Annotated in this window: 24 protein-coding genes and 2 pseudogenes; 7 read left to right on the top strand and 19 right to left on the bottom strand. The window is 56.1% G+C overall.

The window, feature by feature from the left end; genetic code table 11:
• Nucleotide 1: 1 nt before the first annotated feature.
• The 9 genes and pseudogenes from SIK69_RS22905 to SIK69_RS01175 form a co-directional block, all read right to left on the bottom strand.
• Nucleotides 2–211 (bottom strand): annotated as a pseudogene (locus SIK69_RS22905) (4Fe-4S dicluster domain-containing protein); the annotation flags it as partial.
• On the bottom strand, nucleotides 211–1,023 hold the full coding sequence (locus tag SIK69_RS01210) for a dimethyl sulfoxide reductase anchor subunit family protein (RefSeq protein WP_319628229.1): 813 nt from the start codon (nucleotides 1,021–1,023) through the stop codon (nucleotides 211–213). The pseudogene SIK69_RS22905 and the gene SIK69_RS01210, both read right to left, overlap by 1 nt.
• Complete coding sequence (locus tag SIK69_RS01205) at nucleotides 1,016–1,645, bottom strand: DMSO/selenate family reductase complex B subunit (RefSeq protein ID WP_319628230.1); 630 nt, start codon at nucleotides 1,643–1,645, stop codon at nucleotides 1,016–1,018. Before SIK69_RS01205 ends, SIK69_RS01210 begins: the two co-directional genes overlap by 8 nt.
• Nucleotides 1,632–4,025: a DMSO/selenate family reductase complex A subunit gene (locus SIK69_RS01200; RefSeq protein ID WP_319785213.1), complete on the bottom strand. Its 2,394-nt coding sequence runs from the start codon at nucleotides 4,023–4,025 to the stop codon at nucleotides 1,632–1,634. Before SIK69_RS01200 ends, SIK69_RS01205 begins: the two co-directional genes overlap by 14 nt.
• 128 nt (nucleotides 4,026–4,153) lie before the next feature.
• Nucleotides 4,154–4,387, bottom strand: a complete 234-nt coding sequence (locus SIK69_RS01195; protein WP_319628232.1) for a YgdI/YgdR family lipoprotein — start codon at nucleotides 4,385–4,387, stop codon at nucleotides 4,154–4,156.
• A gap of 190 nt (nucleotides 4,388–4,577) precedes the next feature.
• Nucleotides 4,578–7,802: a carbamoyl-phosphate synthase large subunit gene (gene carB / locus SIK69_RS01190; protein WP_319628233.1), complete on the bottom strand. Its 3,225-nt coding sequence runs from the start codon at nucleotides 7,800–7,802 to the stop codon at nucleotides 4,578–4,580.
• A gap of 21 nt (nucleotides 7,803–7,823) precedes the next feature.
• The gene (carA, locus tag SIK69_RS01185) at nucleotides 7,824–8,984 is read right to left on the bottom strand and encodes a glutamine-hydrolyzing carbamoyl-phosphate synthase small subunit (protein ID WP_319785212.1); all 1,161 of its coding nucleotides are present in this window, start codon (nucleotides 8,982–8,984) and stop codon (nucleotides 7,824–7,826) included.
• 456 nt (nucleotides 8,985–9,440) lie between these two features.
• The gene (gene dapB / locus SIK69_RS01180) at nucleotides 9,441–10,262 is read right to left on the bottom strand and encodes a 4-hydroxy-tetrahydrodipicolinate reductase (protein ID WP_319628235.1); all 822 of its coding nucleotides are present in this window, start codon (nucleotides 10,260–10,262) and stop codon (nucleotides 9,441–9,443) included.
• Between the two features lie 112 nt (nucleotides 10,263–10,374).
• Nucleotides 10,375–11,397 (bottom strand): LacI family DNA-binding transcriptional regulator, encoded by a 1,023-nt coding sequence (locus SIK69_RS01175; RefSeq protein WP_319628236.1) that lies wholly within the window; start codon nucleotides 11,395–11,397, stop codon nucleotides 10,375–10,377.
• A gap of 188 nt (nucleotides 11,398–11,585) precedes the next feature.
• Here SIK69_RS01175 and SIK69_RS01170 point away from each other — a divergent pair, with 188 nt between their 5' ends.
• The 5 genes from SIK69_RS01170 to SIK69_RS01150 are packed head-to-tail and all read left to right on the top strand — an operon-like array spanning nucleotide 11,586 to nucleotide 15,890.
• Nucleotides 11,586–13,331: a class I mannose-6-phosphate isomerase gene (locus SIK69_RS01170; RefSeq protein ID WP_319785211.1), complete on the top strand. Its 1,746-nt coding sequence runs from the start codon at nucleotides 11,586–11,588 to the stop codon at nucleotides 13,329–13,331.
• A gap of 2 nt (nucleotides 13,332–13,333) precedes the next feature.
• Nucleotides 13,334–13,762, top strand: a complete 429-nt coding sequence (locus SIK69_RS01165) for a PTS sugar transporter subunit IIA (RefSeq protein WP_319785210.1) — start codon at nucleotides 13,334–13,336, stop codon at nucleotides 13,760–13,762.
• A gap of 10 nt (nucleotides 13,763–13,772) precedes the next feature.
• On the top strand, nucleotides 13,773–14,267 hold the full coding sequence (locus SIK69_RS01160) for a PTS sugar transporter subunit IIB (RefSeq protein ID WP_319628239.1): 495 nt from the start codon (nucleotides 13,773–13,775) through the stop codon (nucleotides 14,265–14,267).
• A 10-nt stretch (nucleotides 14,268–14,277) separates the two neighbouring features.
• Nucleotides 14,278–15,075 (top strand): PTS mannose/fructose/sorbose/N-acetylgalactosamine transporter subunit IIC, encoded by a 798-nt coding sequence (locus tag SIK69_RS01155; RefSeq protein WP_319628240.1) that lies wholly within the window; start codon nucleotides 14,278–14,280, stop codon nucleotides 15,073–15,075.
• Nucleotides 15,075–15,890: a PTS system mannose/fructose/sorbose family transporter subunit IID gene (locus SIK69_RS01150; protein ID WP_319628241.1), complete on the top strand. Its 816-nt coding sequence runs from the start codon at nucleotides 15,075–15,077 to the stop codon at nucleotides 15,888–15,890. Before SIK69_RS01155 ends, SIK69_RS01150 begins: the two co-directional genes overlap by 1 nt.
• Before the next feature lie 65 nt (nucleotides 15,891–15,955).
• On the opposite strand, the gene SIK69_RS01145 is transcribed toward SIK69_RS01150, so the two are convergent.
• The 3 genes from SIK69_RS01145 to SIK69_RS01135 form a co-directional block, all read right to left on the bottom strand.
• The gene (locus tag SIK69_RS01145; RefSeq protein ID WP_319628242.1) at nucleotides 15,956–16,738 is read right to left on the bottom strand and encodes a glucose-6-phosphate isomerase family protein; all 783 of its coding nucleotides are present in this window, start codon (nucleotides 16,736–16,738) and stop codon (nucleotides 15,956–15,958) included.
• Nucleotides 16,731–17,294: a glucose-6-phosphate isomerase family protein gene (locus SIK69_RS01140; protein WP_319628243.1), complete on the bottom strand. Its 564-nt coding sequence runs from the start codon at nucleotides 17,292–17,294 to the stop codon at nucleotides 16,731–16,733. Before SIK69_RS01140 ends, SIK69_RS01145 begins: the two co-directional genes overlap by 8 nt.
• Before the next feature lie 88 nt (nucleotides 17,295–17,382).
• Complete coding sequence (locus tag SIK69_RS01135; RefSeq protein WP_319628244.1) at nucleotides 17,383–18,012, bottom strand: alanyl-tRNA editing protein; 630 nt, start codon at nucleotides 18,010–18,012, stop codon at nucleotides 17,383–17,385.
• A gap of 92 nt (nucleotides 18,013–18,104) precedes the next feature.
• Between SIK69_RS01135 and SIK69_RS01130 the strand changes: the two genes are divergently transcribed.
• Complete coding sequence (locus SIK69_RS01130; RefSeq protein ID WP_319628245.1) at nucleotides 18,105–18,998, top strand: LysR family transcriptional regulator; 894 nt, start codon at nucleotides 18,105–18,107, stop codon at nucleotides 18,996–18,998.
• 6 nt (nucleotides 18,999–19,004) lie between these two features.
• On the opposite strand, the gene rihC is transcribed toward SIK69_RS01130, so the two are convergent.
• The 7 genes and pseudogenes from rihC to SIK69_RS22900 all read right to left on the bottom strand — a co-directional run bounded on the left by rihC (nucleotide 19,005) and on the right by SIK69_RS22900 (nucleotide 25,974).
• Nucleotides 19,005–19,919: a ribonucleoside hydrolase RihC gene (rihC, locus tag SIK69_RS01125; RefSeq protein WP_319785209.1), complete on the bottom strand. Its 915-nt coding sequence runs from the start codon at nucleotides 19,917–19,919 to the stop codon at nucleotides 19,005–19,007.
• A gap of 65 nt (nucleotides 19,920–19,984) precedes the next feature.
• Nucleotides 19,985–20,935, bottom strand: a complete 951-nt coding sequence (gene ispH / locus SIK69_RS01120) for a 4-hydroxy-3-methylbut-2-enyl diphosphate reductase (protein ID WP_319628247.1) — start codon at nucleotides 20,933–20,935, stop codon at nucleotides 19,985–19,987.
• Between the two features lies 1 nt (nucleotide 20,936).
• Entirely contained in the window at nucleotides 20,937–21,386 is a 450-nt protein-coding gene (gene fkpB, locus SIK69_RS01115) for an FKBP-type peptidyl-prolyl cis-trans isomerase (RefSeq protein ID WP_319628248.1), read from the bottom strand.
• A 96-nt stretch (nucleotides 21,387–21,482) separates the two neighbouring features.
• Complete coding sequence (gene lspA, locus SIK69_RS01110; protein WP_319628249.1) at nucleotides 21,483–21,983, bottom strand: signal peptidase II; 501 nt, start codon at nucleotides 21,981–21,983, stop codon at nucleotides 21,483–21,485.
• Nucleotides 21,983–24,799: an isoleucine--tRNA ligase gene (gene ileS / locus SIK69_RS01105; protein WP_319785208.1), complete on the bottom strand. Its 2,817-nt coding sequence runs from the start codon at nucleotides 24,797–24,799 to the stop codon at nucleotides 21,983–21,985. Before ileS ends, lspA begins: the two co-directional genes overlap by 1 nt.
• A gap of 32 nt (nucleotides 24,800–24,831) precedes the next feature.
• Nucleotides 24,832–25,770: a bifunctional riboflavin kinase/FAD synthetase gene (gene ribF, locus SIK69_RS01100; protein ID WP_319628251.1), complete on the bottom strand. Its 939-nt coding sequence runs from the start codon at nucleotides 25,768–25,770 to the stop codon at nucleotides 24,832–24,834.
• Between the two features lie 7 nt (nucleotides 25,771–25,777).
• A pseudogene (locus SIK69_RS22900) lies at nucleotides 25,778–25,974 on the bottom strand (DUF2575 domain-containing protein).
• A 124-nt stretch (nucleotides 25,975–26,098) separates the two neighbouring features.
• Here SIK69_RS22900 and rpsT point away from each other — a divergent pair.
• A complete protein-coding gene (rpsT, locus tag SIK69_RS01095) occupies nucleotides 26,099–26,362 on the top strand; it encodes a 30S ribosomal protein S20 (RefSeq protein ID WP_110510708.1) in 264 nt (87 codons plus the stop codon).
• Nucleotides 26,363–26,422: the final 60 nt, after the last annotated feature.

Below are 26,422 nucleotides of genomic sequence, written 5' to 3'. Positions count from 1 at the left end.
TCTCGAGAGCCCCGGTTGGGCAGACGTATAAACAATTCCCACAGCCAAGGCATTTATCCGCGGCGAGTGACACCCTCTGTGGCGTTATCGCCAGCGCCTCAACAGGACATGCCCGCACACACGCCCGGCATGACGCACGCCGAAACTGATGATGCACACATGACTCTCCCACCGCAGACGGTGGGGAGTCAGGCAAAGAAAAACGCAGCATTAATGGATACTGAAGAACACAAAGCGCAGCAGCACTTCAGCCACCAACAGCACTACGCCACCGATAAAGAGCCATCCTCGCTGCGCACGGACAGCCCCGCAGACAAAGATAACAGCACCTATAACGGAGAGGATCCAGCCAGCCAGACGGCAGTCAGCTAATGCCCGGAATGCCGTCAAAGGCTGGTGTGGGAAAGTTAGCGCATCACTGAGTCCGACATCCGCCAGCCATGTCATATAAGGAATTTGTGTCAGCAGCCGAGCCAGCACCGCTGCCACAATCGCTCCTGCGGCCCAACGTAACAGGCCGCTCTTGTGCGCCCCGCTAACCACGCTGAACATCACGCCCCCGACAATCGCCACCGAGCCATAGAACATGACGAGCGTATTGAAGTGCGTCCAGGTCACCACCGAGGTGCGCATATAGATTTCGCTCATGCAAAACACATCAATCAGGCCCAGCAACACCGCAATCGGTAAGAGCCCTTTCACCACCTTCAGCTTGCACAGCAGTGCCAAAAAGCTCACGCCAAGACAGGCCAGAAACAGGCTAGCGAAAAGGATTTCACGGCTCAGCCATGAGCTACTGAGGTGGCGCAGGGCATTAAAGGCATTCAACGGATAGCCCAGGTGAAACACCGAGGCCAGCAACCCGACACCTGCCAATACGCAGGCGCTAAACAGCGGCAGCCGCATTCGCCGCGCCGTGCTGGGGGCAAACTTATCACCACCACACGCCAGGGAGAGAAACAGAGTCAGTCCCACTGCGCCTTGCAGCAAAAGAGTAAAAATTAACAGCGGCCACTCATGCATTACGCTTCTCCTTTTTCTCAGCGCCCTGATGCGCTTTTATCACCAGGTTGGGATGCGTCAGTGCCGAATCTGGCAATCCATTCACATCGCAGAGCACGCCAAACTTTTTCCGCAGTTCATCAATAGGGCCAAACTGAATCGCGCCAAGCGGACAGGTGGCTACGCAAACGGGTTGTTCCCCCTGCGCCTGAAGGTCGATACAAAAATCACACTTGGACATTTGACCGGTCTGTTCATTCATCTGAGGCGCGCCGTAAGGACAAGACCATGCGCAATATCCGCAGCCCACACACTTGTCGGTGTTGACTCTCACTATTCCATCGCCAGCCCTTTTGTGCATCGCCGTGGTAGGACAGTTTTTGGTACAGACCGGGTCAGCGCAGTGGTTACATGAAATGGAAAGGGTGTAAGCAAACACCGTGTTTTGCACCCCGCCCTGGCCCGTAGGCATAAAACCGCCGCCTTTCACTTCATACACCCGACGAAAGCGCCGCCCGACCTCCAGATTATTTTTATCTTTGCACGCCACCTGACAGGCTTTGCAACCTGAGCAACGTGATGAATCGATAAAAAAGCCCAACTGCTTGTCGCTGACCGGTGCATATTCCTTAAACTGACTCATGCTTCGCTACCTCCACCAGCATGGTTTGATGTGAATTCCCTTTCGCCAGGGCGGTAATACGCGACGAGCTTAAGACGTTGGCGCAACCGCCATGATCGACCCCCTGACTATCCGGTTGCCACCAGGCCCCTGCCTGCATCGCCACCACGCCGGGAATAATGCGCTGAGTCACTTCCGCCTCAACCAGACTGACTCCCCTCTCGTTATGAATCCGCAGCTCATCGCCCTGCTGTATCGCGCGCGGCTCGGCATCAAGGGGGTTAATCCACAGTTTTTGCGCTTGTACCTCTTGCAGCCAGGGGTTGGCGTACTGCGTTGAGTTCGCCCGGTTTTTGCCTTTCCAGGTTATCAACTGTAAAGGGAAGCGCGTGGTCAACGGATCTTCTGGCCCCTCATGGGCCGGAACATAATGGGATAACGCCGGGATCTCCGGATGATGCATGTCATAGAGCCGCTGAGAAAAGATCTCAATTTTTCCTGACGGGGTAGGAAACGGGTGATTCTGCGGATCGCGAATATTCTCTTCAAACGCAACCCACGGCGCGCTTTTGAAAAGATGCCGACGGGTGATTTGCAGCTCTTCAAAGGTGGGCAACTTTTCATCCGGCATCGCCAGGCATGTCTGTTGCCAAATGTGTTCAACCCACTGTTTCTCATCGCGTCCCTGACTAAACTCTGCTTCTACGCCGAGTTTTCTGGCGACATCGCGCTGCCAGTCATAATCACTTCGGCGTTCAAACTCGGGCTCGATCAACTTTTCAGACAGCACCAGATAATTCGCGGTCCCCCAGGTTTCACCAATATTCCAGCGCTCCATAAAACTGGTTTCGGGTAACAGCAGATCGGCATATTTCGCGCTGGGGGTCATATACAAATCGCTGACGACGATAAACTCAATCTTCGATTCGTCTTCGAGAACCTTGACTGCTTGATTAACATCGGGATTTTGATTGGCCAGGTAGTTGCCCGCCAGTGAGAACAAAATTCGAATATTGCTTTTGAGTTTTTCGCCCCCCTTCAGGCCATCCTCCGGCGTCACTTTGCTGGCATCCTCTGCCGCCTGGACCCAGTTCATGATGGAGATATTTTCTTTCACCGGATTATCAAGCGTTTCGACGCCGGTAGTGAATTTACGATTGCCGCAACCACCGTAGCCCGCAGCCCAGCCGCCCTTCACGCCAACATTCCCGGTGATCGTTGCCAATAGCGTGGATCCGCGTGCGGTACGCTCTCCACAGTTATGTCGCTGTGGTCCCCAGCCCTGAATCAACGCGGCAGGTTTGGTTGTTGCATAGTCGCGCGCAAGCTGGCGAATGGTCTGGGCCGGAACATGGGTGATGCTCTCGGCCCATTCCGGCGTTTTCACCACGCCATCCTTTTGCCCCATCAGATACGCCACCAGCGATTCGTTCGCCGGAACGCCCTCCGGCATCGACGCTTCATCGAAGCCCAGGGTGTAACGGGAGATGAAGGCTTTATCATGCAGCCCTTCGCTGATAATGACGTACATCATCGCGTCCATCATCGCGTTATCAGTGGTCGGCAGTAAGGGGATCCATTCATCGGCCAGTGAAGAGGTGGTGTCGGAATAGCGCGGATCGACGACCACAAAACGTGTTCCGTTTTGCTTCATCTGCTGAAAATAATGGTTGGTATGGCCGAAAATGGTTTCGGTCGGATTATGCCCCCAAAGAATAACCAAAGGCGTGTCTTTCAGGGTATCCAGCGAGTTACCGCTGGCTGCCACACCGTAGGTATAAGGCGTGGCGGCGACGGTGTTGCCGAGACTCACAGAATGATAATAAGAGAGGTAGCCGCCGGTCAGGTTTAGCAGGCGCTTCATCATACCGTCGCCGGAAAACGCCCCGCCACTGGTGGCGGTATTGTTATGCATAAACCGCGATTCTGGGCCGTATTTGGTTGTGATACGCCGAAGATTATCAGCAATCAGCGTGGTGGCCTCATCCCATGAGATTCGTACAAACTTGCCTTCCCCACGCTTACCCACGCGCTTCATCGGGTACTTAAGGCGGTCAGGATGGTATACGAATTTCCGATACCCACGCCCCCGTACGCAGGCGCGCATAATCGGCATTTCGGGATCGAGTTCGTTATCCGGGCGGGTAGAAATTCGGGTGACAACGCCATCGGTCACATGGGCACGAATATCGCATTTGCCCCCACAGTCAAAGGTGCTGCAGGTTGCAACCACCTTCTCCCCTTCGCCCGTCGGCAGCGACGACGTCTTCTCACCGTCTGGGGCAGCTCGCAGTTTAAGAGAAACAAAAGGTAGGGTCAGGAGTAAGGAACCTGACTTTAAAACATCTCGCCGTGAAAGAGATAAACGATGTTCATCTTCAGATTTATTGTGTTCTTCCATAATCACTCTCCAGTATTTGGAGAGTGATTTTCATCTACTCACAAAGAGTAACCATTGATAAGGGTCAACATCCTGCGAGCAAGAAACAACAATAGGAAAAATCGAACAGAGCGAATCAATAAAGGGGATTAATTATCCAGTTCGCCCATCGACTGAACCTGATCGCGGTTGATTTGTTCGGTCTTGCCGGTTTCCGCATTTTTATAGGACACCAGACCGGTATCACTATCTACCTCTGGTTTGCCGTCGGTGACGATGGTTTTACCATCGGTGGTTTTCAGCGCCTGGTTTGAGGAACAACCCGCTACGGTAAACAGGGTTGCTGCGGCGAAAATAGAGGTGATCAGTAGATTGTGACGCATGGTGTTCTCCCGTGCTCTTCAGTTTAAGAATCATTATCTGTCTAACGATTTTAGGCTAACTGATTGAGCGCAGTTGGAAAACCAGAACACTCTGAGAGGGGAAAATGAGGCTATCGGCTGACGCCCGGCCTACTGTGTGAGGCGTGCATGCCCGGCAAGCGCGAGTGCAGCCGGGCATGCAGAGTAACGCTTACTTAGCGATCTGCGCGTGCATTTCCTGCACCGAAATCACCTTCTCGGTAGCATCCGCGTTCAGCGCCATGGCTGTCGCAAACCCGCCGTTCAGGGTGGTGTCGTAATGCACTTTGTACTGCAGCGCGCTGCGGCGAATCAGCTTGGAGTCTTCAATCGCCTGACGCCCTTCGGTGGTGTTGATGATGTAGGTGTATTCGCCATTCTTGATACGGTCCTGAATATGCGGTCGACCTTCATGCACTTTATTCACCAGGCGCGGGTTGATGCCCGCTTCGCCCAGCACCACCGCGGTGCCGTGCGTCGCATCCAGCTCGAAGCCCTGTTTCAGCAGTTTTGCCGCCAGGTCTACAACGCGCTCTTTGTCACCTTCACGCACGGAGAGCAGCGCCCGGCCCTGCTTCTTCATGGTGGAGTTGCTGCCGAGTTGCGCTTTGGCGAATGCTTCCGCAAAGGTACGCCCCACGCCCATCACTTCCCCGGTAGAGCGCATTTCTGGCCCTAACAGCGGATCAACGCCCGGGAATTTGTTGAACGGCAGCACCACTTCTTTCACCGAGTAGTACGGCGGGATGATTTCTTCCAGGTGGCCCTGCTGCGCCAGAGTCTGGCCGACCATCACGCGTGCCGCCACTTTCGCCAGCGGCAGGCCGGTGGCTTTAGAGACGAATGGCACGGTACGCGCGGCGCGTGGATTGACTTCAATCAGGTACACTTCGTTGTCTTTCACCGCAAACTGCACGTTCATCAGACCGCGCACCTGCAGCTCGAAGGCCAGCTTCTGCACCTGTTGGCGCATCACGTCCTGGATTTCCTGGCTCAGGGTGTAGGCTGGCAGAGAACACGCGGAGTCACCGGAGTGAACGCCTGCCTGCTCAATGTGTTCCATGATGCCGCCAATCAGCACATTTTCGCCGTCGCAGATGGCGTCCACGTCCACTTCAACCGCATCGTCGAGGAAACGGTCCAGCAGCACTGGCGCATCGTTAGAGACGCTGACCGCGGTCTGGAAGTAGCGACGCAGGTCGGCTTCGTCATACACGATTTCCATCGCGCGGCCGCCGAGCACGTAGGAAGGGCGTACCACCAGCGGGTAGCCAATCTCTTTCGCTTTCTCTACCGCCATTTCAATCGCGGTCACGGTGGCGTTGGCTGGCTGTTTCAGCTTCAGACGGTCAACCGCCTGCTGGAAACGTTCGCGGTCTTCTGCACGGTCGATAGCATCCGGGCTGGTGCCGATAATCGGCACGCCTGCGGCTTCCAGCGCACGCGCCAGCTTCAGCGGAGTCTGACCGCCGTACTGCACGATAACGCCCTTCGGCTTCTCGATGCGCACGATTTCCAGCACGTCTTCAAAGGTCACCGGCTCGAAGTACAGGCGGTCAGAGGTGTCGTAGTCGGTCGAAACGGTTTCCGGGTTACAGTTGACCATGATGGTCTCGTACCCGTCTTCACGCAGCGCCAGCGAGGCGTGAACGCAGCAGTAGTCGAATTCGATACCCTGGCCGATACGGTTCGGGCCGCCGCCGAGAACCATGATTTTATCGCGATCCACCGACGGGTTGGCTTCACACTCGTCTTCATAAGTGGAATACATGTAAGCGGTATCGGTGGAGAACTCCGCCGCGCAGGTGTCCACCCGCTTGTAGACCGGATGCAGGTTGTACTGTTCGCGTAGCTTGCGGATTTCGGACTCGCGCACGCCAGCCAGTTTTGCCAGACGCGCATCGGCGAAGCCTTTACGTTTCAGAGTCCGCAGGAAGTCCGCATTCAAACCCGTGATCCCGACCTCAGCCACTTGCTCTTCGAGACGAACCAGCTCTTCAATCTGCACCAGGAACCAGCGATCGATATTGGTCAGGTTGAACACGCCGTCGACGGACAGACCTGCGCGGAAAGCATCGGCGATGTACCAGATACGCTCTGCGCCTGCGTCTTTCAGTTCACGGCGAATTTTGGTCAGCGCTTCCGGATCGTCGAGGCTCACTTTCGGGTCGAAGCCGGTGGCCCCCACTTCCAGGCCGCGCAGCGCTTTCTGCATCGATTCCTGCTGCGTGCGACCAATCGCCATCACTTCACCCACAGATTTCATCTGGGTGGTCAGGCGGTCATTCGCGCCAACAAACTTCTCGAAGTTGAAGCGAGGGATTTTGGTGACGACGTAGTCGATAGAGGGCTCAAATGAGGCCGGAGTGCGTCCGCCCGTGATATCGTTCATCAGTTCATCGAGGGTGTAACCCACCGCCAGTTTCGCCGCCACTTTGGCAATCGGGAAACCGGTAGCTTTCGACGCCAGCGCCGAAGAACGCGACACGCGTGGGTTCATTTCGATAACAATCAGGCGACCGTTTTTCGGGTTAACGGAGAACTGGACGTTAGAGCCGCCGGTTTCCACGCCGATTTCACGCAGCACCGCCATCGAGGCGTTACGCATGATTTGGTATTCTTTGTCGGTCAGGGTCTGCGCTGGAGCAACGGTGATGGAGTCACCGGTATGGATGCCCATCGCATCGAAGTTTTCGATAGAGCAAACGATGATGCAGTTGTCGTTTTTATCACGCACCACTTCCATCTCGTACTCTTTCCAGCCGATCAGCGACTCATCAATCAGCAGCTCTTTCGTGGGGGAAAGATCCAGACCCCGTTCGCAAATCTCTTCGAACTCTTCACGGTTGTAAGCGATCCCGCCGCCAGTGCCGCCCATGGTGAAGGACGGACGAATGATGCACGGATAACCAACGTCCGCGGCAACCGCCAGGGCTTCTTCCATATTGTGCGCGATACCGGAACGCGCGGTATCGAGGCCAATTTTCTTCATCGCCACGTCGAAACGGCGACGGTCTTCGGCTTTATCGATGGCGTCAGCAGTGGCACCAATCATGGTCACACCGAACTCAGCCAGCACGCCCTGACGTTCCAGCTCCAGCGCACAGTTCAGCGCCGTCTGGCCGCCCATGGTCGGCAGCACCGCATCCGGACGCTCTTTTTCAATGATCTTGCGTACCACTTCCCAGTGAATCGGCTCAATGTAGGTCGCATCAGCCATTTCCGGGTCGGTCATGATGGTTGCCGGGTTGGAGTTCACCAGAATGACACGGTAGCCCTCTTCGCGTAGCGCCTTACACGCCTGGGCACCGGAGTAGTCGAACTCGCAGGCCTGACCGATAACAATCGGACCAGCGCCAAGGATCAGGATGCTTTTTATGTCTGTACGTTTTGGCATGGTTTTCTTAGCTCCTGATACTTACTTGCTATTAAGAGTGGCGGTAGAACGGTAGTGCTCGATAAGTTCGATGAAGTGATCGAACAGCGGCGCGGCATCGTGCGGGCCTGGGCTCGCTTCCGGGTGTCCCTGGAAACTGAACGCCGGTTTGTCAGTGCGATGAATGCCCTGTAGGGTGCCGTCGAACAGCGACTTGTGGGTCACGCGCAGGTTGGCAGGCATTGAGGTTTCATCAACCGCAAAACCGTGGTTCTGCGCGGTGATCATCACCGTATTGTTGTCGATATCTTTCACCGGATGGTTGCCGCCGTGGTGGCCGAACTTCATCTTGGTGGTTTTCGCGCCGCTCGCCAGCGCCAGTAACTGATGGCCGAGACAAATGCCGAACACCGGGATCTCGGTTTCGAGGAATTTCTCAATCGCGGTAATCGCATAGTCACACGGGGCCGGGTCGCCAGGACCGTTTGAAAGGAAAATCCCGTCCGGATTCATTTTCAACACGTCTTCGGCAGAGGTTTGCGCCGGAACCACCGTCAGGCGGCAGCCGCGATCCACCAGCATGCGCAGGATGTTGCGCTTCGCGCCGTAGTCGTACGCCACCACGTGGAACGGCAGCTCTTCTTCTTTCTTCGCTTCTGGCAGCTCACCTGCCAGCGTCCAGCTGCCCTGGGTCCAGCTGTAGCGCTCTGCGGTGGTCACTTCTTTCGCTAAATCCATGCCGTTCAGGCCCGGGAAGGCTTTGGCTTTTTCCAGCGCCAGCGCCGCATCCAGGTTATCACCGGCGATGATACAGCCGTTCTGAGCACCTTTCTCACGCAGCAGGCGGGTCAGCTTGCGGGTATCAATATCGGCAATCGCCACGATGTTGTGACGTTTCAGGTAAGAAGAGAGGTCTTCGGTGTTGCGGTAGTTGCTGGCAATCAGTGGCAGGTCGCGAATGATGAGGCCTTGGGCGTGTACCTGGGAAGATTCTTCGTCAGCGGCATTGGTGCCGACATTACCGATATGGGGATAAGTGAGAGTGACGATTTGGCGAGAATAGGAAGGATCAGTGAGGATTTCTTGATAACCGGTCATTGAAGTATTGAAAACGACTTCCCCAACCGCCGTGCCCGTTGCCCCTATGGCCCGACCGTGAAACTGGGTTCCGTCTTCCAGAACCAAAAGCGCTGACTTAATCAAAACATCCTCCAGAGAATATTCACTCAGTTTATCTGCATATTAATTCACTCAATATGACGAATCAATGCAAATCTGCTGCCCGCGAAATTCGTGCAAACGGCGGCATTCTGGATATTTACGCAGAGAAAGTCAACGTAAAGGCGGTATTTTTTATATCATTTTACGCCACTGGTGGATATGGAGCTGTAAAACAGGCAAAAAGATCAGCAAACAAGGTTTCTGGAAACGCTTGCGCAGCAGGATAAATGTGAAACCCCCCGCCGGGAAGTGAAAAAGTGGACCAGATGGTCAAAATTTACAATTCCTCAACAGGAATCGAGCAGAAGATAGGTGTTTTTAAAGCTCACACTCATCAAACACATAAAACAGGGGTAAAATTAAAGGGCAATAAATTATTGCCCTCTGCAATCAACACATTACGATTGCCACAACCACATCACGATGGGGGTAAAATCGTTACAAACTGTTGAGATCAAGCACGTCACGCATATCAAAAAGACCGTTACGCTTCTCTTTAAGCCATAAAGCGGAGCGCACTGCGCCATTGGCGAAGGTCATACGGCTGGAGGCTTTATGCGTAATTTCGACACGTTCGCCGATATCGGCGAACATCGCCGTATGTTCCCCGACGATGTCGCCAGCACGTACGGTGGCAAAACCGATGGTGCCTGGTACGCGCTCGCCGGTGTAGCCTTCCCGGCTGTACACCGCGCACGCTTTCAAATCTTTGTCCATGGCATGAGCAATCGCTTCACCCATCGCCAGCGCGGTGCCGGAGGGGGCATCCACTTTATGCCGATGATGCGCTTCGATGATTTCGATGTCGGTGTAATCGCCCATCACTTTCGCCGCCTTTTCCAGCAGCTTTAGCATCACGTTCACCCCGACGCTAAAGTTAGCCGCGAAGACAATCGCGATGCTGTCAGCTGCGTCACGAATGGCCTGCTTGCCCGCGTCGTCAAAACCGGTGGTGCCGATAACCATGCCTTTGCCGTGCTCACGGCAAAAAGCCAGGTGCGTCAGCGTGCCTTCCGGGCGAGTGAAATCGATAAAGACATCGAAATCATCTTTCACCGCATCGAGGCAGCTCTGAACTTTCACGCCCGTCGCGCCAATGCCCGCCAGTTCCCCGGCATCTGCGCCGAGTAAGGAAGAGCCTTCGCGCTCAAGCGCGGCACCGAGCTTCACGCCCGCCAGCTGTGTTGCCGCCTGAATCAGTTGCCGTCCCATACGGCCGCCCGCGCCCGCAATCGCGACGCGGATGTCTCCATCATGCATATCTATTCTCTTCGTTAATACAATGTAAATCGTTTTCAGAGTAACCAGCGCCAGTAAAGGCTGCCACTAAAAACGGCCATAATTAGAATTTAACGTGAAACTTCCGCAAATATCAGTAAAAGGCATGATTAGCAAAACCACAGGATTCCCTGACCACCAGCGCAGGGGGAAGAATTATCCGTTTTGGCGGTTCACTGTTGCCCTGAATTCGGCTGAATAACAGCTCTCCGGCCTTACGCCCTATCTCTTTCGCGGCAACCGAAACCGTGGTCAGAGCAGGCTGGACCAGTGCCGCTTCGGTGATATCGTCAAAGCCGACCAGCGCGAAATCACGCCCCGGCTCTCGGCCTGCCTTGCGCAGCGTCTGCATTACCCCCAGGGCCACAATATCCTGATAGCAGACGGCGGCGGTGATCTGCGGATAGTGTTTAAACAGTGCTTCCGCTACCCGCGCCCCGTCGCTTTGGCTGGCCTGCGAGGCGACAATCCATTCCGGCTTGGGTGCAACACCATGTTCCAGCAGCTTGCTGGTAAACCCGCCGATACGCTGGGCGCGGGTCCCCGAATTGAGGCTGCCGCCAATAAAGGCAATGTTCCGATGACCCAGCTTCAGTAAATGCGCTGTCGCCATCTGCGAGCCGAGAAAGTTGTCGGTGCCGACAAAATCAAAATCCGGGTCGTCCAGCGGGCGCACCACCATAATGGCCGGGATATTGCGCCGCTTCAAACCGTCGAAAAAGGCCTGCGGCGTGCCCCTGGCCGCGCACAGCACCATACCGCAGGCACTGTTGCGCATCAGCGAATCAACAAACTTCTGCTGTCGCTCTTCCGACTCTTCGCTGTTTGCCAGAAACAACAGCATCTCGTGACGCTCCATTTCATGGCTCAATCCGGCGGTCATCTCACCGTAAAACGGATTGGTAATATCGTGCAACAGCAGCCCCACCTGGTTGCTGCTGCGATTGCGCAGATTTGCCGCGGTCTGGTTATAGACATACCCGGATTCATCCAACGCCAGAAGCACCCTTTCGCGGGTGGCCTGCGAGATCCGCCCCCGATTGCGCAGCACCATTGAGACCGTGGCGGTCGACACTCCGGCCTTCGCAGCGACCTGCGCCAGCGTAACAGTGGTCATGATTCCTCCTCGTGTTTGCCACAGATTAATCGAATAACCTCAATTTTGCATTACTCCCTGTGAGACGCTTCACAACCTGACAGATAAAAATCCCCTATCGCTTATTTTTGCCGGGTTAATCCCATTAACCAGCCTTCCCTCGATCGGTTAATCGATTAATCTTAGGCCATGAACGTTAGGAGAGAAAAATGAAATCGACGAACTACGATAAACACCCTGAAGTCCCGATTAAGGGTTACGACAAACAGGCCTGGCAGGGCTGGAAAATGCTTTTGCCCGTGCTGAATACCCGCCTCTCTGACGCCAGAAAAACCGTGCTGGTGATCGACTGCTACCCCGGCGTGCGTCTCAATGAACTTGAGCAGGCATTGCGCACGCAGTTCGCTGACAGCTGCTTGATTAACAGCGAAGCGGCACGTAAAAACGAGGAAGCGCTGCACAGGCTGCTGGCCCGGAACCTGACTGACGATCGGGTATTTGGTGTGCTTTCTTGCCATCAACTCGCTGAATTTTTTGACCCGCAGACGCTGGTCGCGTTGCGCCAGCAGGTCAAGGATGCCAGTGGCCTGGTGATTGTGTATGGTCCAGGAGCTGCGCTGGTCCACGACGGTGACGTGCTGGTGTATGCCGATTTGCCGCGCTGGGAAATTCAACAGCGGATGCGCAGCGGCGAGCTGGGTAACTGGGGCGTGGACAATCACGATGAAGATATTCTGCGTCGCTACAAGCGGGCATTTTTTATCGAATGGCGGGTGTTTGACCGTCACAAAACCCCGTTATTACGCCGCGCCGATTTCCTGCTGGATACCACCGTTGCGGATAATCCAAAAATGGTCAGCGGCGATGCGCTGCGTGCCGGTCTGGCGCAAACGGTCCAGCGTCCATTTCGGGTAGTACCGTTTTTCGATCCCGGCGTGTGGGGCGGCCAGTGGATGAAAAACCAGTTCGATCTCGATCCCTCAAAGCCTAACTACGCCTGGTGTTTTGACTGCGTGCCCGAGGAAAACAGCCTGTTGCTAAGGTTTGGCGACGTGCGGATCGAGATCCCTTCTTTAAATGCGGTCCTGCTCCACCCGCGCGAACTGCTGGGCGAAAAAGTGCATGCGCGCTTTGGGGCAGAGTTTCCGATTCGCTTCGATTTTCTCGACACCATTGGGGGGCAAAACCTCAGTTTCCAGGTGCATCCGCTAACCGAATACATCCAGCAGCAGTTTGGGATGCACTACACCCAGGATGAGAGTTACTACATTCTGGAGGCCGAGCCGGGCGCGGTGGTGTATCTCGGCACCCAGACCGGCACTGAGCCGCAGGCGATGCTGGACAATCTGCATCAGGCCGCGTTGGGCCAATGCGCCTTTGATGACGCCCGCTTCGTCAATCAGATCCCTGCCCACAAGCACGATCATTTCCTGATCCCCGCAGGCACCGTTCACTGTTCCGGTTCGGGCACGATGGTGCTGGAAATCAGCGCCACGCCGTACATTTTCACCTTCAAGCTTTGGGATTGGGGACGCCTAGGAATGGACGGCTTGCCGCGCCCGGTACACCTCGAACACGGGGCCAGGGTGATCGACTGGCAGCGCGAGACTTCCTGGGTACATGAACATCTGGTCAACCACATCGAACCAATCGGTGAAGGCGACGGCTGGCGCGAGGAGCGCACCGGACTGCACGAACGAGAATTTATTGAAACCCGTCGGCACTGGTTCACAAAACCCGTCACCCACCATACCGGGGGCGGCGTGAACGTCCTGAACCTGGTCGCCGGGGACGAAGCCCGCGTGGAGAGCCCAACCGGGGCCTTTGCACCTTTCGTGGTCCACTACGCCGAGACCTTTATTGTGCCCGCTGGCGTGGGGGAATACCGCATCACACCGTGGGGCAAAGGCGTTGGCCAGCAGTTGGCCACCGTCAAAGCCTGGGTCAGGGGGTAAAAATGATCAACGTGATTGTCGCTTCTCATGGTCCGCTAGCGAGCGCTTTGCTGGAGAGCGCCACGCTGGTGTATGGCGAGCTGCCGTTTGTCTTCCCCGTTACGCTCAGCGAAACCGCCGGGATTGATGGCTTCCGAAACGATTTCGCCAGCACGCTGGCGAAGGCTCAGCGCAATGCGGATGGCGTACTGGTGCTGTGCGACATGCAAAGCGGCACCCCGTGGAACGTCGCCAGCCATCACGCGTTTTCTCCCGCGACGATGCCGCCGATGGCGGTCCTGGCGGGGGTGAATTTGCCAATGCTGCTGCAAACCGACGATATCCATGCCCTGACCGATGTCCACGCCGCAGCGGCGCAGCTGCTGGCATTAACGCAGCCCACACTGGTCATCGCTGCCCCGGTCTCGCTCACGCAATCTGATGATTTTTAACGAGGTGTTTATGAGTCTTTCTTTTGTTCGTATCGATGACCGCGTCATTCATGGGCAGCTCGTCACACGCTGGGCCAAAGAGCTGCCCTGTGATGGCATCATCGCCATCGACGATGCCGTTGCGGCCGATCCGCTGCTCTCGTCGGTCATGAAAGGCGCGGTTTCAGACACTAAGGTCTGGCTGTTTGATACTGCCACCGCCATCGAAAAGCTGCCCAAAGTTATCGCCAGTGAGAAGCGGTATTTCGTGATTGGCAAATCCCCGGTCACCCTGCAACGCATTGAGCAGGCGGGGATCAGCCTGAAAAATAGCAACGGCAAAATCAACGTCGGGCCGATGAGCGCCCGCGCCAGCAGTACCACCATCGGCCCGAACCAATCGGTGACAGCGGAAGAAATTGCCGCCTTTGAATGGCTCACCGCCCAGGGACATCTGGTCGAGTTTCGTCTGGTGCCGGATGCCAGTTGCTACAGCTGGCAGGACGCACGCCAAAAACTGAAATAAGGAGCTGAAAATGATTTTCGAAGCCACACTGATTGGCCTGCTCTGTTACCTCGGTGCGCTCAGCAGCCCCTGGCTGTTCGGCCTGACCGGCGGCTGGTATCTCCTGTCCCGCCCCTTAGTGTCCGGGATGCTGGTCGGCCTGATCCTCGGCGATGTAAAAACCGGGATCATGATAGGCGTCGCGGTACAGGCGGTGTATATCGCGATGGTCACCCCGGGCGGTTCGATGCCTGCAGATCTCAACTTTGTCGCCTATCCCGCCATTGCGCTGGGGATCCTTTCCGGCAAAGGCCCAGAGGTCGCCGTCGCATTAGCCGCGACCATCGGCATTGCGGGAACCATTCTCTTTAACACCATGATGGTGCTGAACTCCTTCTGGAACCACCGGGCCGATACCGCCCTTGAACGCGGCGACGAACGCGGCATTTATCTCAACAGCGCCATCTGGCCGCAGGCGACCAATTTTGTACTGCGCTTCGTGCCGACCTTTATCGCCGTTTATTTTGGCGCACAGTATATCAGCGGCTTTATGGACAGCCTGCCCGCCATCGTGATTTCCACGATGAGCGTGCTGGGCGGTATTTTACCGGCGGTCGGGATCGCCATCCTGCTGAAACAAATCATTAAAAATTACACCATGCTGATTTATTTCCTCGTCGGCTTTATCTGCATCGTATTCCTGAAACTGAACATGGTGGCGCTGGTTATCGTTGGCGCGCTGCTGGCGCTTATCCATTACAACTACAAGCCGGAAGCACCGCAGACCGCGGGCGCGAAGCCGACTGTCGATGATGAGGATGAATTCTGATGGAAGAACGTAAACTGACCCGGACCGATCTGCGACGCTGTTGGCGCGCGTGGATGATGCACAATTTGTCGTCGATGAGCTTCGAACGTCTGGAATCGTTCGGCTTCTGCCTGAGTATGTTGCCGGTGGCGAAGAAACTGTATCCCGACGCAACGCAGCGGAAGGAAATGCTGCGTCGTCATGCCTCGTTCTACAATACCGAGCCGCAGATAGGCGCGATCGTCAACGGCATGGCGCTGGGGCTTGAGGAGAAAAAAGCCAACGGCGAGCCGATTGACGGGGAAACCATTAATACCCTCAAGGTCGGGCTGATGGGGCCGATCGCCGGGATCGGCGATTCGATGATCCCCGGCATGCTGATCCCGATTCTGCTGAGTATCGGCATGGCACTTGCCGCCGGGGGCAATATTCTCGGCCCGCTGTTCTATACCATCGCCTGGCTGGCCATCATCTTACCCGGCTCATGGTTCCTGTTTTTGAAGGGCTATCGGATGGGGTCCGGCTCGGTGGAAATGCTGGTCAGCAGCAAATCGACGCGCCTGCGTGAAGCCCTGTCGCTGCTCGGGGTGTTTGTGATGGGCGGCGTGGCGGCAAGCTATGTGAAGCTCGGCTCAGGTCTGGAATTCGTGACCAAAGATGGGGTCAACATTCACCTGCAGCAAATGCTCGACGGGATTTTCCCACAGTTGCTGCCGCTGATTGTGGTGCTCGGCACCTGGTATCTGATGGCCAAGCGCGGCGTTTCACCGGTGAAAGCCATGCTTCTGCTCCTGGTGCTGGCTGCGGTCGGTGTCGCTAGCGGACTGTTTGCCTGACACGCCCGGCGGCACTGCATTTTCCGTGGCTACATGACCGGAAATACAGCGCCGCCGGGCAACACTTATGGATGAAAATTCAGCCACAGGGTGGCGGTTTTGTCCGGGCGTGAAATGAACTGGAAACGCGCGGGGTCGTCGATGAACTGTTGATAGATAGGTGCATCGGTAATGCCGAACTCCCGATACGGACGAGGGGTGATCACCTGCAATCGCGCGGGTGAATAGTGCGTATTATGCTGCCAGATAATCTGTCGGTCCTGCACTAGCGGATACCATGCCAGCCCCTTGTGCGCCCGCACAGCGTCGTACTCAAAGCCATATTCCCTGTCACACCACGCCCCGAAGGTCAGCGGCTGCTCGGCATCCGCCGAAATCGTGGCATGTCCCCAGCCCGGCGGGACCAGCACTTTCTCACCCGGTCCGGCAATGACCGCAAAGCAGCGCCCCGGATCATCGGCCACGTATTCCTGCATATAAATAATCGCTTTGCCCTGCCAGATTTCGTACAGCTCCGGCGGTGACCAGCCGCTGTGCTGGCTGATGCGATGAATATGCCCCTGGCTGCGGACCGGTTCCGCTCCCAGCGTTCCGGCAGCATAGGTGACAACGCCAAACAGCAACATCCGCTTTTTCAGTTCTTCTCTGTCCTGAAGCCGGGCGACGTCCATAGCGATCGCATACACCTCTTCCGGCCCGTCGCACAGCGGATCGCGTAGGGAGGAACGGATTTGATCGAGAGTGCGGATCTCCGGCATCGGCCCGGTTACATCCTCCCCGTAGCCAAAGCCCATCGGCTGGCGCTGAATGGTCATATCGAGGCCAAAACGTGCCGCATTGTCAGCCATTCTGCACCTCTTTTGCCATCAGCTTCAGGATGTCAGTGGTGACCCGCAGGGCAAAACCCCCGCTGAGCGCAGCATAATCATGCCCGGCAATACTCGGCCAGACGGCCAGTGCCGACAGGATATCGTGCCCGGTGTTTATCAGCCGGTGTGCCGTCAGGCCGGGAATAATATGTATCGAGCCTGGCTGGACCCGCTCCAGTCGGGTTTGTCCATTCTCAGCCTGCAACAACAATAACCCTTCGCCGCGCAGGCCAAAATAAACTTCCCCCTGCTCACGGCGAGCATGGAAATGACCCCGGGTCATGAAGAACTCGTTACCGACGCGGCCCGGGTTGAGATGGGTCACGCCGGTATACAGCTCGCCGTCTCCTGATGGGGTATCAAGCATTTCAACACGATAGACGGCGAGTGCGGGGTCACCGCCACGCCATGCCTCATCGTCAGCAAAAATGCCGTTTAAATCACCGAGGTGAGTGGTTTTTTGCATCAGCGGTGCGCCAGACAGGGAACCGCTGTCCCATGCCACCTGCGGCGGCATCTTTATTGAAGGATTCATCTGTTTCTCCGGCCCGAGGAGAACAACAGACTCAGCATAGCCGATTAATCGATTAACCGTCTGTGCGTTGCTTCACTTTACCGCCCCTTCACGCCAGGGAATAACTGACCACCAGTTGGCCCTTTTTGAATTTCAGATGGCTAATGTCGACCTTGCCTAACCCAGACAAGCTGGCGACATGCGTTCCGCCGCACGGATAAGTCCGCTGTGTGCCATATCCCACCTGGCGGATACCCTGTTCCATCAAAAGATTGCGGGGCAGATTCTCATCTATCCAGCCGTTGATTTTTGTCTGAAACGCGCTGACATCTGGCAACTCGGCGTTATCGACCGCCACAAACGTGATGCGCCCTTCTCCCGGCCAGTGGTGAGCTTTGACGGGCTGCCAGCCAAGCTGTTCGCCCGCCAGGCCAATCAAATGTCCAGCAGAGTGTAATCGGGTATGCAGCAGTCTGGCCACAGCATCCACCTGCATCGACACTTCACCAGCCGGGAGCGGTTGTGCCAGCAGATGTACCACCTGGTCATCACGCGTGAGTACGTTTTCTACCGCAATACCAGCAATCCAGCCGCGGTCAGCCGGTTGACCGCCGCCTTGCGGATGAAACAGCGTGCGGTCGAGTACCACGGCGTAGCCTCCGTCCGCCTCGGTTTCACAGCGTAAGACTTGCGCCTGCCCTTCGGTAGCGTCACTGGTGTAATAAAGGCGTTCTGTCATGCTTGTTCTCCTCTTGTTCTCGACAGTATATTGATATCGTCAATGGCGATAATCCCCTCCACCTTCAATGCACCTTTGCGTGACAGGCACAAATGAATCTAAACGTACTTCCCGATCTGGCCCTGTTTGTCCAGGTCGTCGACCAGGGTAGTTTTTCCGCCGTGGCCCGTAAATCCGGGGCGACGCCCTCCGCCATCAGCCGCAGCGTGTCCCGTCTGGAGCAGGAAATGGGCAGCAAACTGCTGCACCGAACCACCCGCAAACTGCGCCTGAGCGACAGCGGCAAAACGGTCTATCGTCATGCGCAAGAAATGTTGGAGGCTGCGCGTCTGGCGATGGACGGCGGCAACCGTGAGCAGGCGATTGCCCAGGGAAAGCTGACGATCAGCGTACCGAAAGCCATCGGGCGCTTTGTGGTGCATCCGCTGATGATCGAATTTCTGGCACGTTTCCCGCAGGTGGATGTTTGTTTGCGGCTGGAGGACAGGGTGCTGGATTTCATTGATGACGGGATCGATCTGGCGCTGCGCATTACCCACTCGCCCTCACCTGGTCTGCATGGCAAACCGCTGATGCCAGTGACACATGTCATTTGCGCCACCCCTGACTATTTGCAGCAGCACGGCACGCCGCAAACGCCGCAGGAGTTGATGGCACATAGCTGCATCAGCCTGGGCGAAATGCCCGCCGACGCACGCTGGAAATTCCGTCGCGAGGGGAAAATGGAAACCGTTCAAACCCAGGGACGCTATGCCGCCAACCACACGGCGGTGCGCCTCGATGCGGTCAAACAGCATCTGGGGATCGGCAGCCTGCCGCTGTTTACCGCCCGAGAGGCACTGGAGAGCGGCGAGATTGTGCAGGTCTTGCCAGAATGGGAATTTATCAGCCGCTATTCCGGGCAGCTGTGGCTGCTGTGGTCAGGTAACAAACATCTGCCCGCCAGGATGCGGGCGATGATTGACTATCTCAGCGACAAGATTTAATCCGGCTCAGGGTGCCAGCGCCAGCACCTCGGCTACCCACTGGCGGAAACCGTCGACGTCCAGATCCAACGCCACCTGTGCGTTCGCCGGATGTTCAAACCGATTTTCGATGTCCACCACCGTGGTGCCCGCCGTATATTTGCCCTGCGTTTCCACCGCCACGAAGCATGATTTCAGGGTGAACAGTTCCGGGCGCACCAGCCAGGCAATCGCACACAGGTCATGCATCCGCAGGCCGCTGCTCATGCTGCCGCTGCGATAGTGGCTGAACAGCGAATGCAGCATTTTGCCGGTATTATTCAGTCCCGGGAGTTGGGCCAGATACTCCGGCGTGAGCAGCGCCTGATTGGTGACATCCAGACCGCACATCACGATTTCAATCCCGCTCTGGAACACGCGCTCGGCGGCTTCCGGATCGATAGCAATGTTAAATTCGGCGTTAGGCGTGAAGTTACCGCGCCCGGCAGAACCGCCCATGATAACCAGCCGACGGATATTGAACGTGCATTCCGGATACTGCGTCAGCAGCAGCGCGATGTTAGTCAGCGGGCCGATCGCCACCAGCGTCATGGGCTCCGGGGCGCTCATCAGCTTATCGCGAATAGCCATAAACGCCGGTTTCGCTAAGGGCTGACGCTGATGATCGACGAAATCATAGCCTTCCATGCCGGATTCACCATGCACATAAGCAGCATCACGCAGCGGACGCAGCAGCGGGGTGGCGGCACCTTGCGCGACCGGGATATCAGCCTGCCAGAAATGCAGTAATTGCAGGGCGTTACGCGTTGTTTTCTCCACCGATACGTTTCCCGCCACGGTGGTTACCAGCTGGAGGTCTAGCTCAGGCGCAAACAGCGCCGCGGCAAGGGCGGCGGCATCATCGATACCGGGATCGGTGTCGAGAATAAAGGGTAACGGCATGATTCCTCCATAAAAAAAGCCAGGTGATTAGCCTGGCATTTTTACATACGTTGCGGATAAAAAACTTATTCCACTTCGCGGATATCGAGTCTCAGCTCTTTCGGCACTTCGAAGACGATGTTCTCTTCACGGCCTTCAAGTGGGATAGCCTCCCCACCGCCCAGCTCCTGCAAGCGCACAATCACGTTCTGCACCAGAATATCCGGGGCGGAAGCGCCAGCGGTGACGCCGACGCAGGCCGCCGTTTTGACCCACTCTTCCTGGATGTCGGTTGAATCATCAATCAGGAACGCTGCTTTGCCCATACGCTGAGCCAGTTCCGCCAGTCGGTTGGAGTTGGAGGAGTTTTTCGACCCGACAACCAGCACCACATCGGCACGCTGTGCTAAATCACGCACCGCTTCCTGACGGTTGGTAGTGGCATAGCAGATGTCGTCCTTGCGCGGCCCGACAATTTTCGGGAAACGACTACGCAGAGCATCAATAACGTCCGACGTATCGTCCACCGAGAGCGTAGTCTGGGTCATGAACGAGAGGCGCGCTTCGTTTTTGACATTCAGCTTCCAGACGTCTTCCGGCGACTCGACCAGATACATCCCCCCTTCCGGGTTGCTGTACTGGCCCATTGTGCCTTCCACTTCCGGGTGTCCCGCGTGGCCGATAAGAATCGACTCTTCACCTCGACGGCTGGCGCGGGCCACTTCCATATGCACTTTGGTCACCAACGGACAGGTGGCATCAAAGACGGTCAGGTCACGGTTTTTAGCTTCGTTACGCACGGCCTGCGAAACACCATGCGCGGAGAAAATCAGGATCGTGCCGTCTGGCACTTCGCTGATTTGCTCAATGAAAATCGCGCCGCGCTGACGCAGGCTATCGACCACGTAGCGGTTGTGTACCACTTCATGGCGGACGTAAATCGGCGCGCCGAAAATCTGCAGCGCGTTTTCAACAATGCTGATAGCGCGGTCTACACCGGCGCAGAAACCGCGCGGGTTGGCCAACAGGATCTGCATTTTATGCCTCCAGTGCCGGGTCTATCTCCAGCACTTCAATATCAAAATGAACGGTACGCCCCGCCAGCGGGTGATTGAAATCGACGGTGATGGAATCGCCGTTAACCTCACGAATAACCCCCGGCATTTCGCTGCCATCCATTGCGGTAAAGAGCATGATCGCGCCAATATCCGGCTCGCCAGCATCCATAAACTCACGGCGTGAAAAATATTGGATGAGATCCGGGCTCGGTACGCCAAACGCGGCATCCGGCTCCAGCGAGAACGTGGTTTTATCGCCCTCTTTCAAGCCTAGCAGATGTTGTTCCAGACCTTCGGACAGCGATGCATCGCCAAGGCGGAACAGCGCAGGTTTGCCGTTATTGCGGGTGGATTCAGCGGTGGAACCATCGTCAAGTTTCAAGGTGAAATGAACCAGCACCGCGCTATTGCTCTGAACAGATTTAGACATGCAGGATTGCTCGCTAATGTTGCCCGGTGGCGCTGCGTTGACCGAGCCTACGCGATAAGTAGGCCCGGGCACGCGTAGCGCCACCCGGCGATTTTATTACGCCTGTTTCTTCGCAGCGGCGTTCGGCAAGAAGCCTTCCAGCACCACCAACGCCGCACCGATACAGATAGCGGAGTCGGCGAGATTGAAGGTCGCAAAGTGCCAGTTACCGACGTAGAAGTCGATCATGTCGACCACGAAACCGTGCCACAAGCGATCAAACAGGTTACCCAGTGCGCCACCGATGATCAGCGCATAGGCGATGTTATTCAGCTTTTGCGTCGCTTTTGAGCGATACATCAGCACCGCCAAAATGACACAAATGCCGATCGCAATCCCGGCGAAGAACCAGCGCTGCCAGCCACCGCTGTCGGCGAGGAAGCTGAACGCTGCGCCATAGTTACGCGCATAGTGCAGATTCAGCGACGGGAACAGCGATACCGTCTCCCCCAGTTCAAAATGCTGGAGGATCAGGAATTTGCTGCCGAGATCGATAATCAGCACCACCACGACCAGCCACAGCCAGCGCAGGCCACTTTTACAGATTGATTGGCTCATCAGGCAAACTTACGTTTTTCGCCGACACCGGCGACGTTGCTGACACAGCGGCCGCAGATTTCTGCGTGTTCCGCCACCTGACCGACATCTTTGGTGTAATGCCAGCAGCGCGGGCACTTATCACCTTCGGCTTTCTGCAACGCCACTTTCAGGCCTTTGAGCAGTTCGCTCTGCTGTGCCTCGGCGGTTGCTGCGGCATAATCCGCAACAGAGGCCCCGGAGGTCAACAGGACAAATCGCAATTCATCGCCCAGCGCCGTCAGTTTGGCCGCCAGTTCAGGCTCGGCATACAGCGTGACCGCCGCTTCCAGAGAACCACCCACTTTCTTATCGGCACGCGCCTGCTCGATGACTTTGTTCACTTCGCTACGCACTTTCAGCAGCTCATCCCAGAAGGCATCGTTCATCGCTTCGGTGTTATCCAGACCAAACAGGCCGGTGTACCACTCGCCGGTAAAGACATACTTCTCGCGGTCGCCTGGCAGGTAGCCCCAAATTTCGTCCGCGGTGAAGGACATGATTGGTGCCATCCAGCGAACCAGCGCTTCCGCGATGTGATACAGCGCGGTCTGACAGCTGCGACGCGCCACGCTGTCCGCTTTGGCGGTGTACTGACGATCTTTGATGATATCGAGATAGAACGAGCCCATTTCGATGGAGCAGAAACGCATCAGGCGCTGCACCACTTCGTGGAAATCATAAGACTCATAGGCTTTCAGGATATCTTCCTGTGCGGCTTGCGCACAGCCCACCGCCCAGCGATCCAGGGTCACCATTTCTTCCGGTTTCACCATGTCTTTTACCGGATCGAAACCGTTTAGGTTCGCCAGCAGGAAGCGCGCGGTGTTACGGATACGACGGTAGCTGTCGGCTGCTCGTTTGAGGATCTCGTCGGAGACCGCCATTTCGCCGGTGTAATCGGTAGAGGCGACCCACAGACGCAGAATGTCAGCGCCCAGTTTGTTCATGACGTCCTGCGGCGATACGGTGTTACCGATCGACTTGGACATTTTGCGGCCCTGACCATCCACGGTGAAGCCGTGAGTCAGTACCTGACGGTAAGGCGCTTTGCCTTTCATCGCCGTGGAGATCATCAGGGAAGACATGAACCAGCCGCGATGCTGGTCAGACCCTTCCAGATACATATCTGCCGCGTGACCGCTGAATTCAGGGCGCACGTCAACCACGGACGAGTGCGTCGAACCGGAATCGAACCAGACGTCGAGAGTATCCGGCACTTTCTCATAGGTGTCAGCATCGTCACCCATGATGTCGCGCGGATCGAGATCCCACCACGCCTGAATGCCGTCCTGCTCAACGCGTTTTGCCACTTCTTCCATCAGCTCAAGCGTGCGCGGATGCAGCTCCTGCGTTTCTTTATGGACGAACAGTGACATCGGTACACCCCACGTACGCTGACGGGAAATACACCAGTCAGGACGGTTAGCGACCATCGATTCGATACGCGCCTGGCCCCAGTCCGGGATCCACTGCACGCCTTTGATCTCTTTCAGCGACTGCTCACGCAGGCCTTTCTGATCCATGCTGATGAACCATTGTGGCGTGGCGCGGAAGATGATCGGCGTTTTGTGACGCCAGCAGCACGGATAGCTGTGAACCAGTTTCTCAACGTGCAGCAGCGCGCCGCTGTCACGCAGGATATTGACGATAACATCGTTGGCTTTGAAGACGTTCACGCCGTCTAGCGCAGGGTAAGTGCCTGGCAGATACGCGCCGTCCGGACCAACCGGGTTAGCGATTTCCAGACCGTATTTCTGGCTGATAGTGTAGTCGTCCGGGCCGTGGCCACCGGCGGTATGCACCGCACCGGTACCCGCATCCAGGGTAACGTGATCGCCAAGGATTGCCGGAACGTCGAAATCGAGGAATGGATGCTTAAAGCGCATCAGCTCCAGCTCGTCACCTTTCACGGTGCCCAGCACGGTGTAATCGGTGATGCCCGCGCGTTGGATGACGCTTTCCACCAAATCTTTGGCGAGGATCAGCGCCTGGCCGTCAACCTGCACCAGCGCATATTCAAACTCTGGCGACAGAGAGATAGCGCGGTTCGCTGGCAGGGTCCACGGGGTGGTGGTCCAGATAACCAGAGAGACAGGGCCATTGACCTGAGTCACGCCAAACTTCGCTTTCACTGCGTCCTGGTCTACGGCGTGGAACGCCACGTCAATGGACGGGGAGGTTTTGTCGTAGTACTCAACTTCCGCTTCTGCCAGAGCAGAACGGCAGTCCACACACCAGTGTACTGGCTTAGCCCCTTTATGCAGGTGACCATTGCCGATGATTTTGCCCAGCGCACGGATGATGTTGGCTTCGGTGTTGAAGTCCATGGTCAGGTACGGACGAGACCAGTCGCCCAGTACGCCCAGGCGGATAAAGTCTTCACGTTGCCCATTCACCTGAGTGGCGGCGTACTCGCGGCATTTGGCGCGGAATTCTGCTGCGGTGAATTTCTCACCCGGCTTGCCAAATTCCTGCTCAACTTTGAGTTCGATAGGCAGACCGTGGCAGTCCCAACCCGGTACATACGGCGAATCAAAGCCCGTCAGGCCTTTGGACTTAACGATAATGTCTTTCAGAATCTTGTTGACGGAGTGACCAATATGAATGCTGCCATTCGCATAAGGAGGGCCATCATGCAGAATGAACGTCTTCTTGCCTTTTTTCGCTGCACGGATGACGCCGTAAAGGTCATCATCGGTCCAACGGGCCAGCATTCCCGGTTCGCGTTTGGCGAGGTCGCCACGCATCGGGAACCCTGTTTCCGGCAAATTCAGGGTTGATTTATAGTCACTCATCAGATTCTCGTTTCCGTATTTTTACGTTGGCATTACGCCGGGTTTGATAGCCCGAACAACTCGCGAGCCGTTAATTCATCACGCGCGATTTGCGCTTTTAATTCGTCCAGCGATGCGAATCGCTGCTCGTTGCGTATTTTTTTACGCAGTATGACATCGATATGGCGACCATAGAGGTCCATTACAACGTCTAACAGATGTACTTCCAGCTGCTGGCGCACGCCAGCCACCGTGGGACGGGTGCCGATATTGGCAACGCCGGGTAACAGCTTATCGCCCAGGCCCGCCACTTCTACCGCATACACCCCTTTAACCGGGGAAACCTGACGACGCAGCGGCAGATTCGCCGTCGGGAAACCAATGGTGCGTCCCAGTTCATCACCATGAACCACGCGACCGGAAATACTGAACGGATGCCCCAATAGCGTTTGCGCCAGTTCGAGGTCATCCTCGGCCAGCGCCCGGCGCACCGCGGTGCTGCTGATGCGCAGACCGCCTTCACAAAAGGTCTGGGTGCTGGTGACGTCAAAACCAAACTCGGCACCGGCCTTCTGTAATAACAAGAAATCCCCTTCGCGACCAGCGCCGAAGCGGAAATCATCCCCGACGGCCAGATACTGCACGCCAAGGCGTTTCACCAGCAGCTCGCTGATAAACTCTTGTGCCGTCAGCGCCGCAAAACGGCGATCGAAACGAACACACAGCAGGTAATCAACGCCGCTTTCGGCCAGATAACGTACTTTATCGCGCAGCCGCGTCAGGCGGGCCGGGGCTTTGTCCGACGCGAAAAGCTCAAGCGGCTGCGGTTCGAAAATCATTACCACCACAGGCAGGCCACGTTCGCGTCCTTCAGCACACAGACGCTGTAGCAATGCCTGATGCCCACGATGCACGCCGTCGAAATTGCCAATAGTCAGGACGCACCCGTGTGGTGCCTGACCTGGATTATGTATGCCGCGTATCAGCTTCATGTCTGGCTCAAAACAGTGAAAATCGTGAAAGTATACCTTGTACAGCAGGTAACGTTAACCGCCGATTGCACCTGGCTTACGAAAGATGCAACGATTTCATCCACCTTGACAGAAATGCCAACAGAAACTCACCTCCACGGTGATTTTTGTCGTAGAAAGGCTGTATTCGTAGGGCGCAAGCTGGTAGAATCCTGCGCCATCAATACGTAACCAAGCGTTGTCCTACTAACGGCGCTTATTTGCACAAATCCATTGACAAAAGAAGGCTAAGAGGGCATATTCCTCGGCCTTTGAATTGTCCATATAGATCATATTTGGGAGTTGGACCTTGGCTAATATCAAATCAGCTAAGAAGCGCGCCGTTCAGTCTGAAAAGGCACGCAAGCACAACGCTAGCCGTCGTTCTATGATGCGTACTTTCATCAAGAAAGTATACGCAGCTGTAGAAGCAGGCGACAAAGCTGCTGCACAGAAAGCATTTAACGAAATGCAACCGATCGTGGACCGTCAGGCTGCTAAAGGTCTGATCCACAAAAACAAAGCTGCGCGTCATAAAGCCAACCTGGCTGCGCAGATCAGCAAACTGGCTTAATCGCCTGCTCGCTGAGTCTTTGTAGAGAAAAACCCGCCTCGGCGGGTTTTTTTATGTCTG

Origin of the sequence: Scandinavium lactucae (assembly GCF_033843265.1) — a bacterium.
GTDB classification, from domain to species: Bacteria; Pseudomonadota; Gammaproteobacteria; order Enterobacterales; family Enterobacteriaceae; genus Scandinavium; species Scandinavium lactucae.
This window is presented reverse-complemented; position numbering and strand designations above follow the sequence as displayed.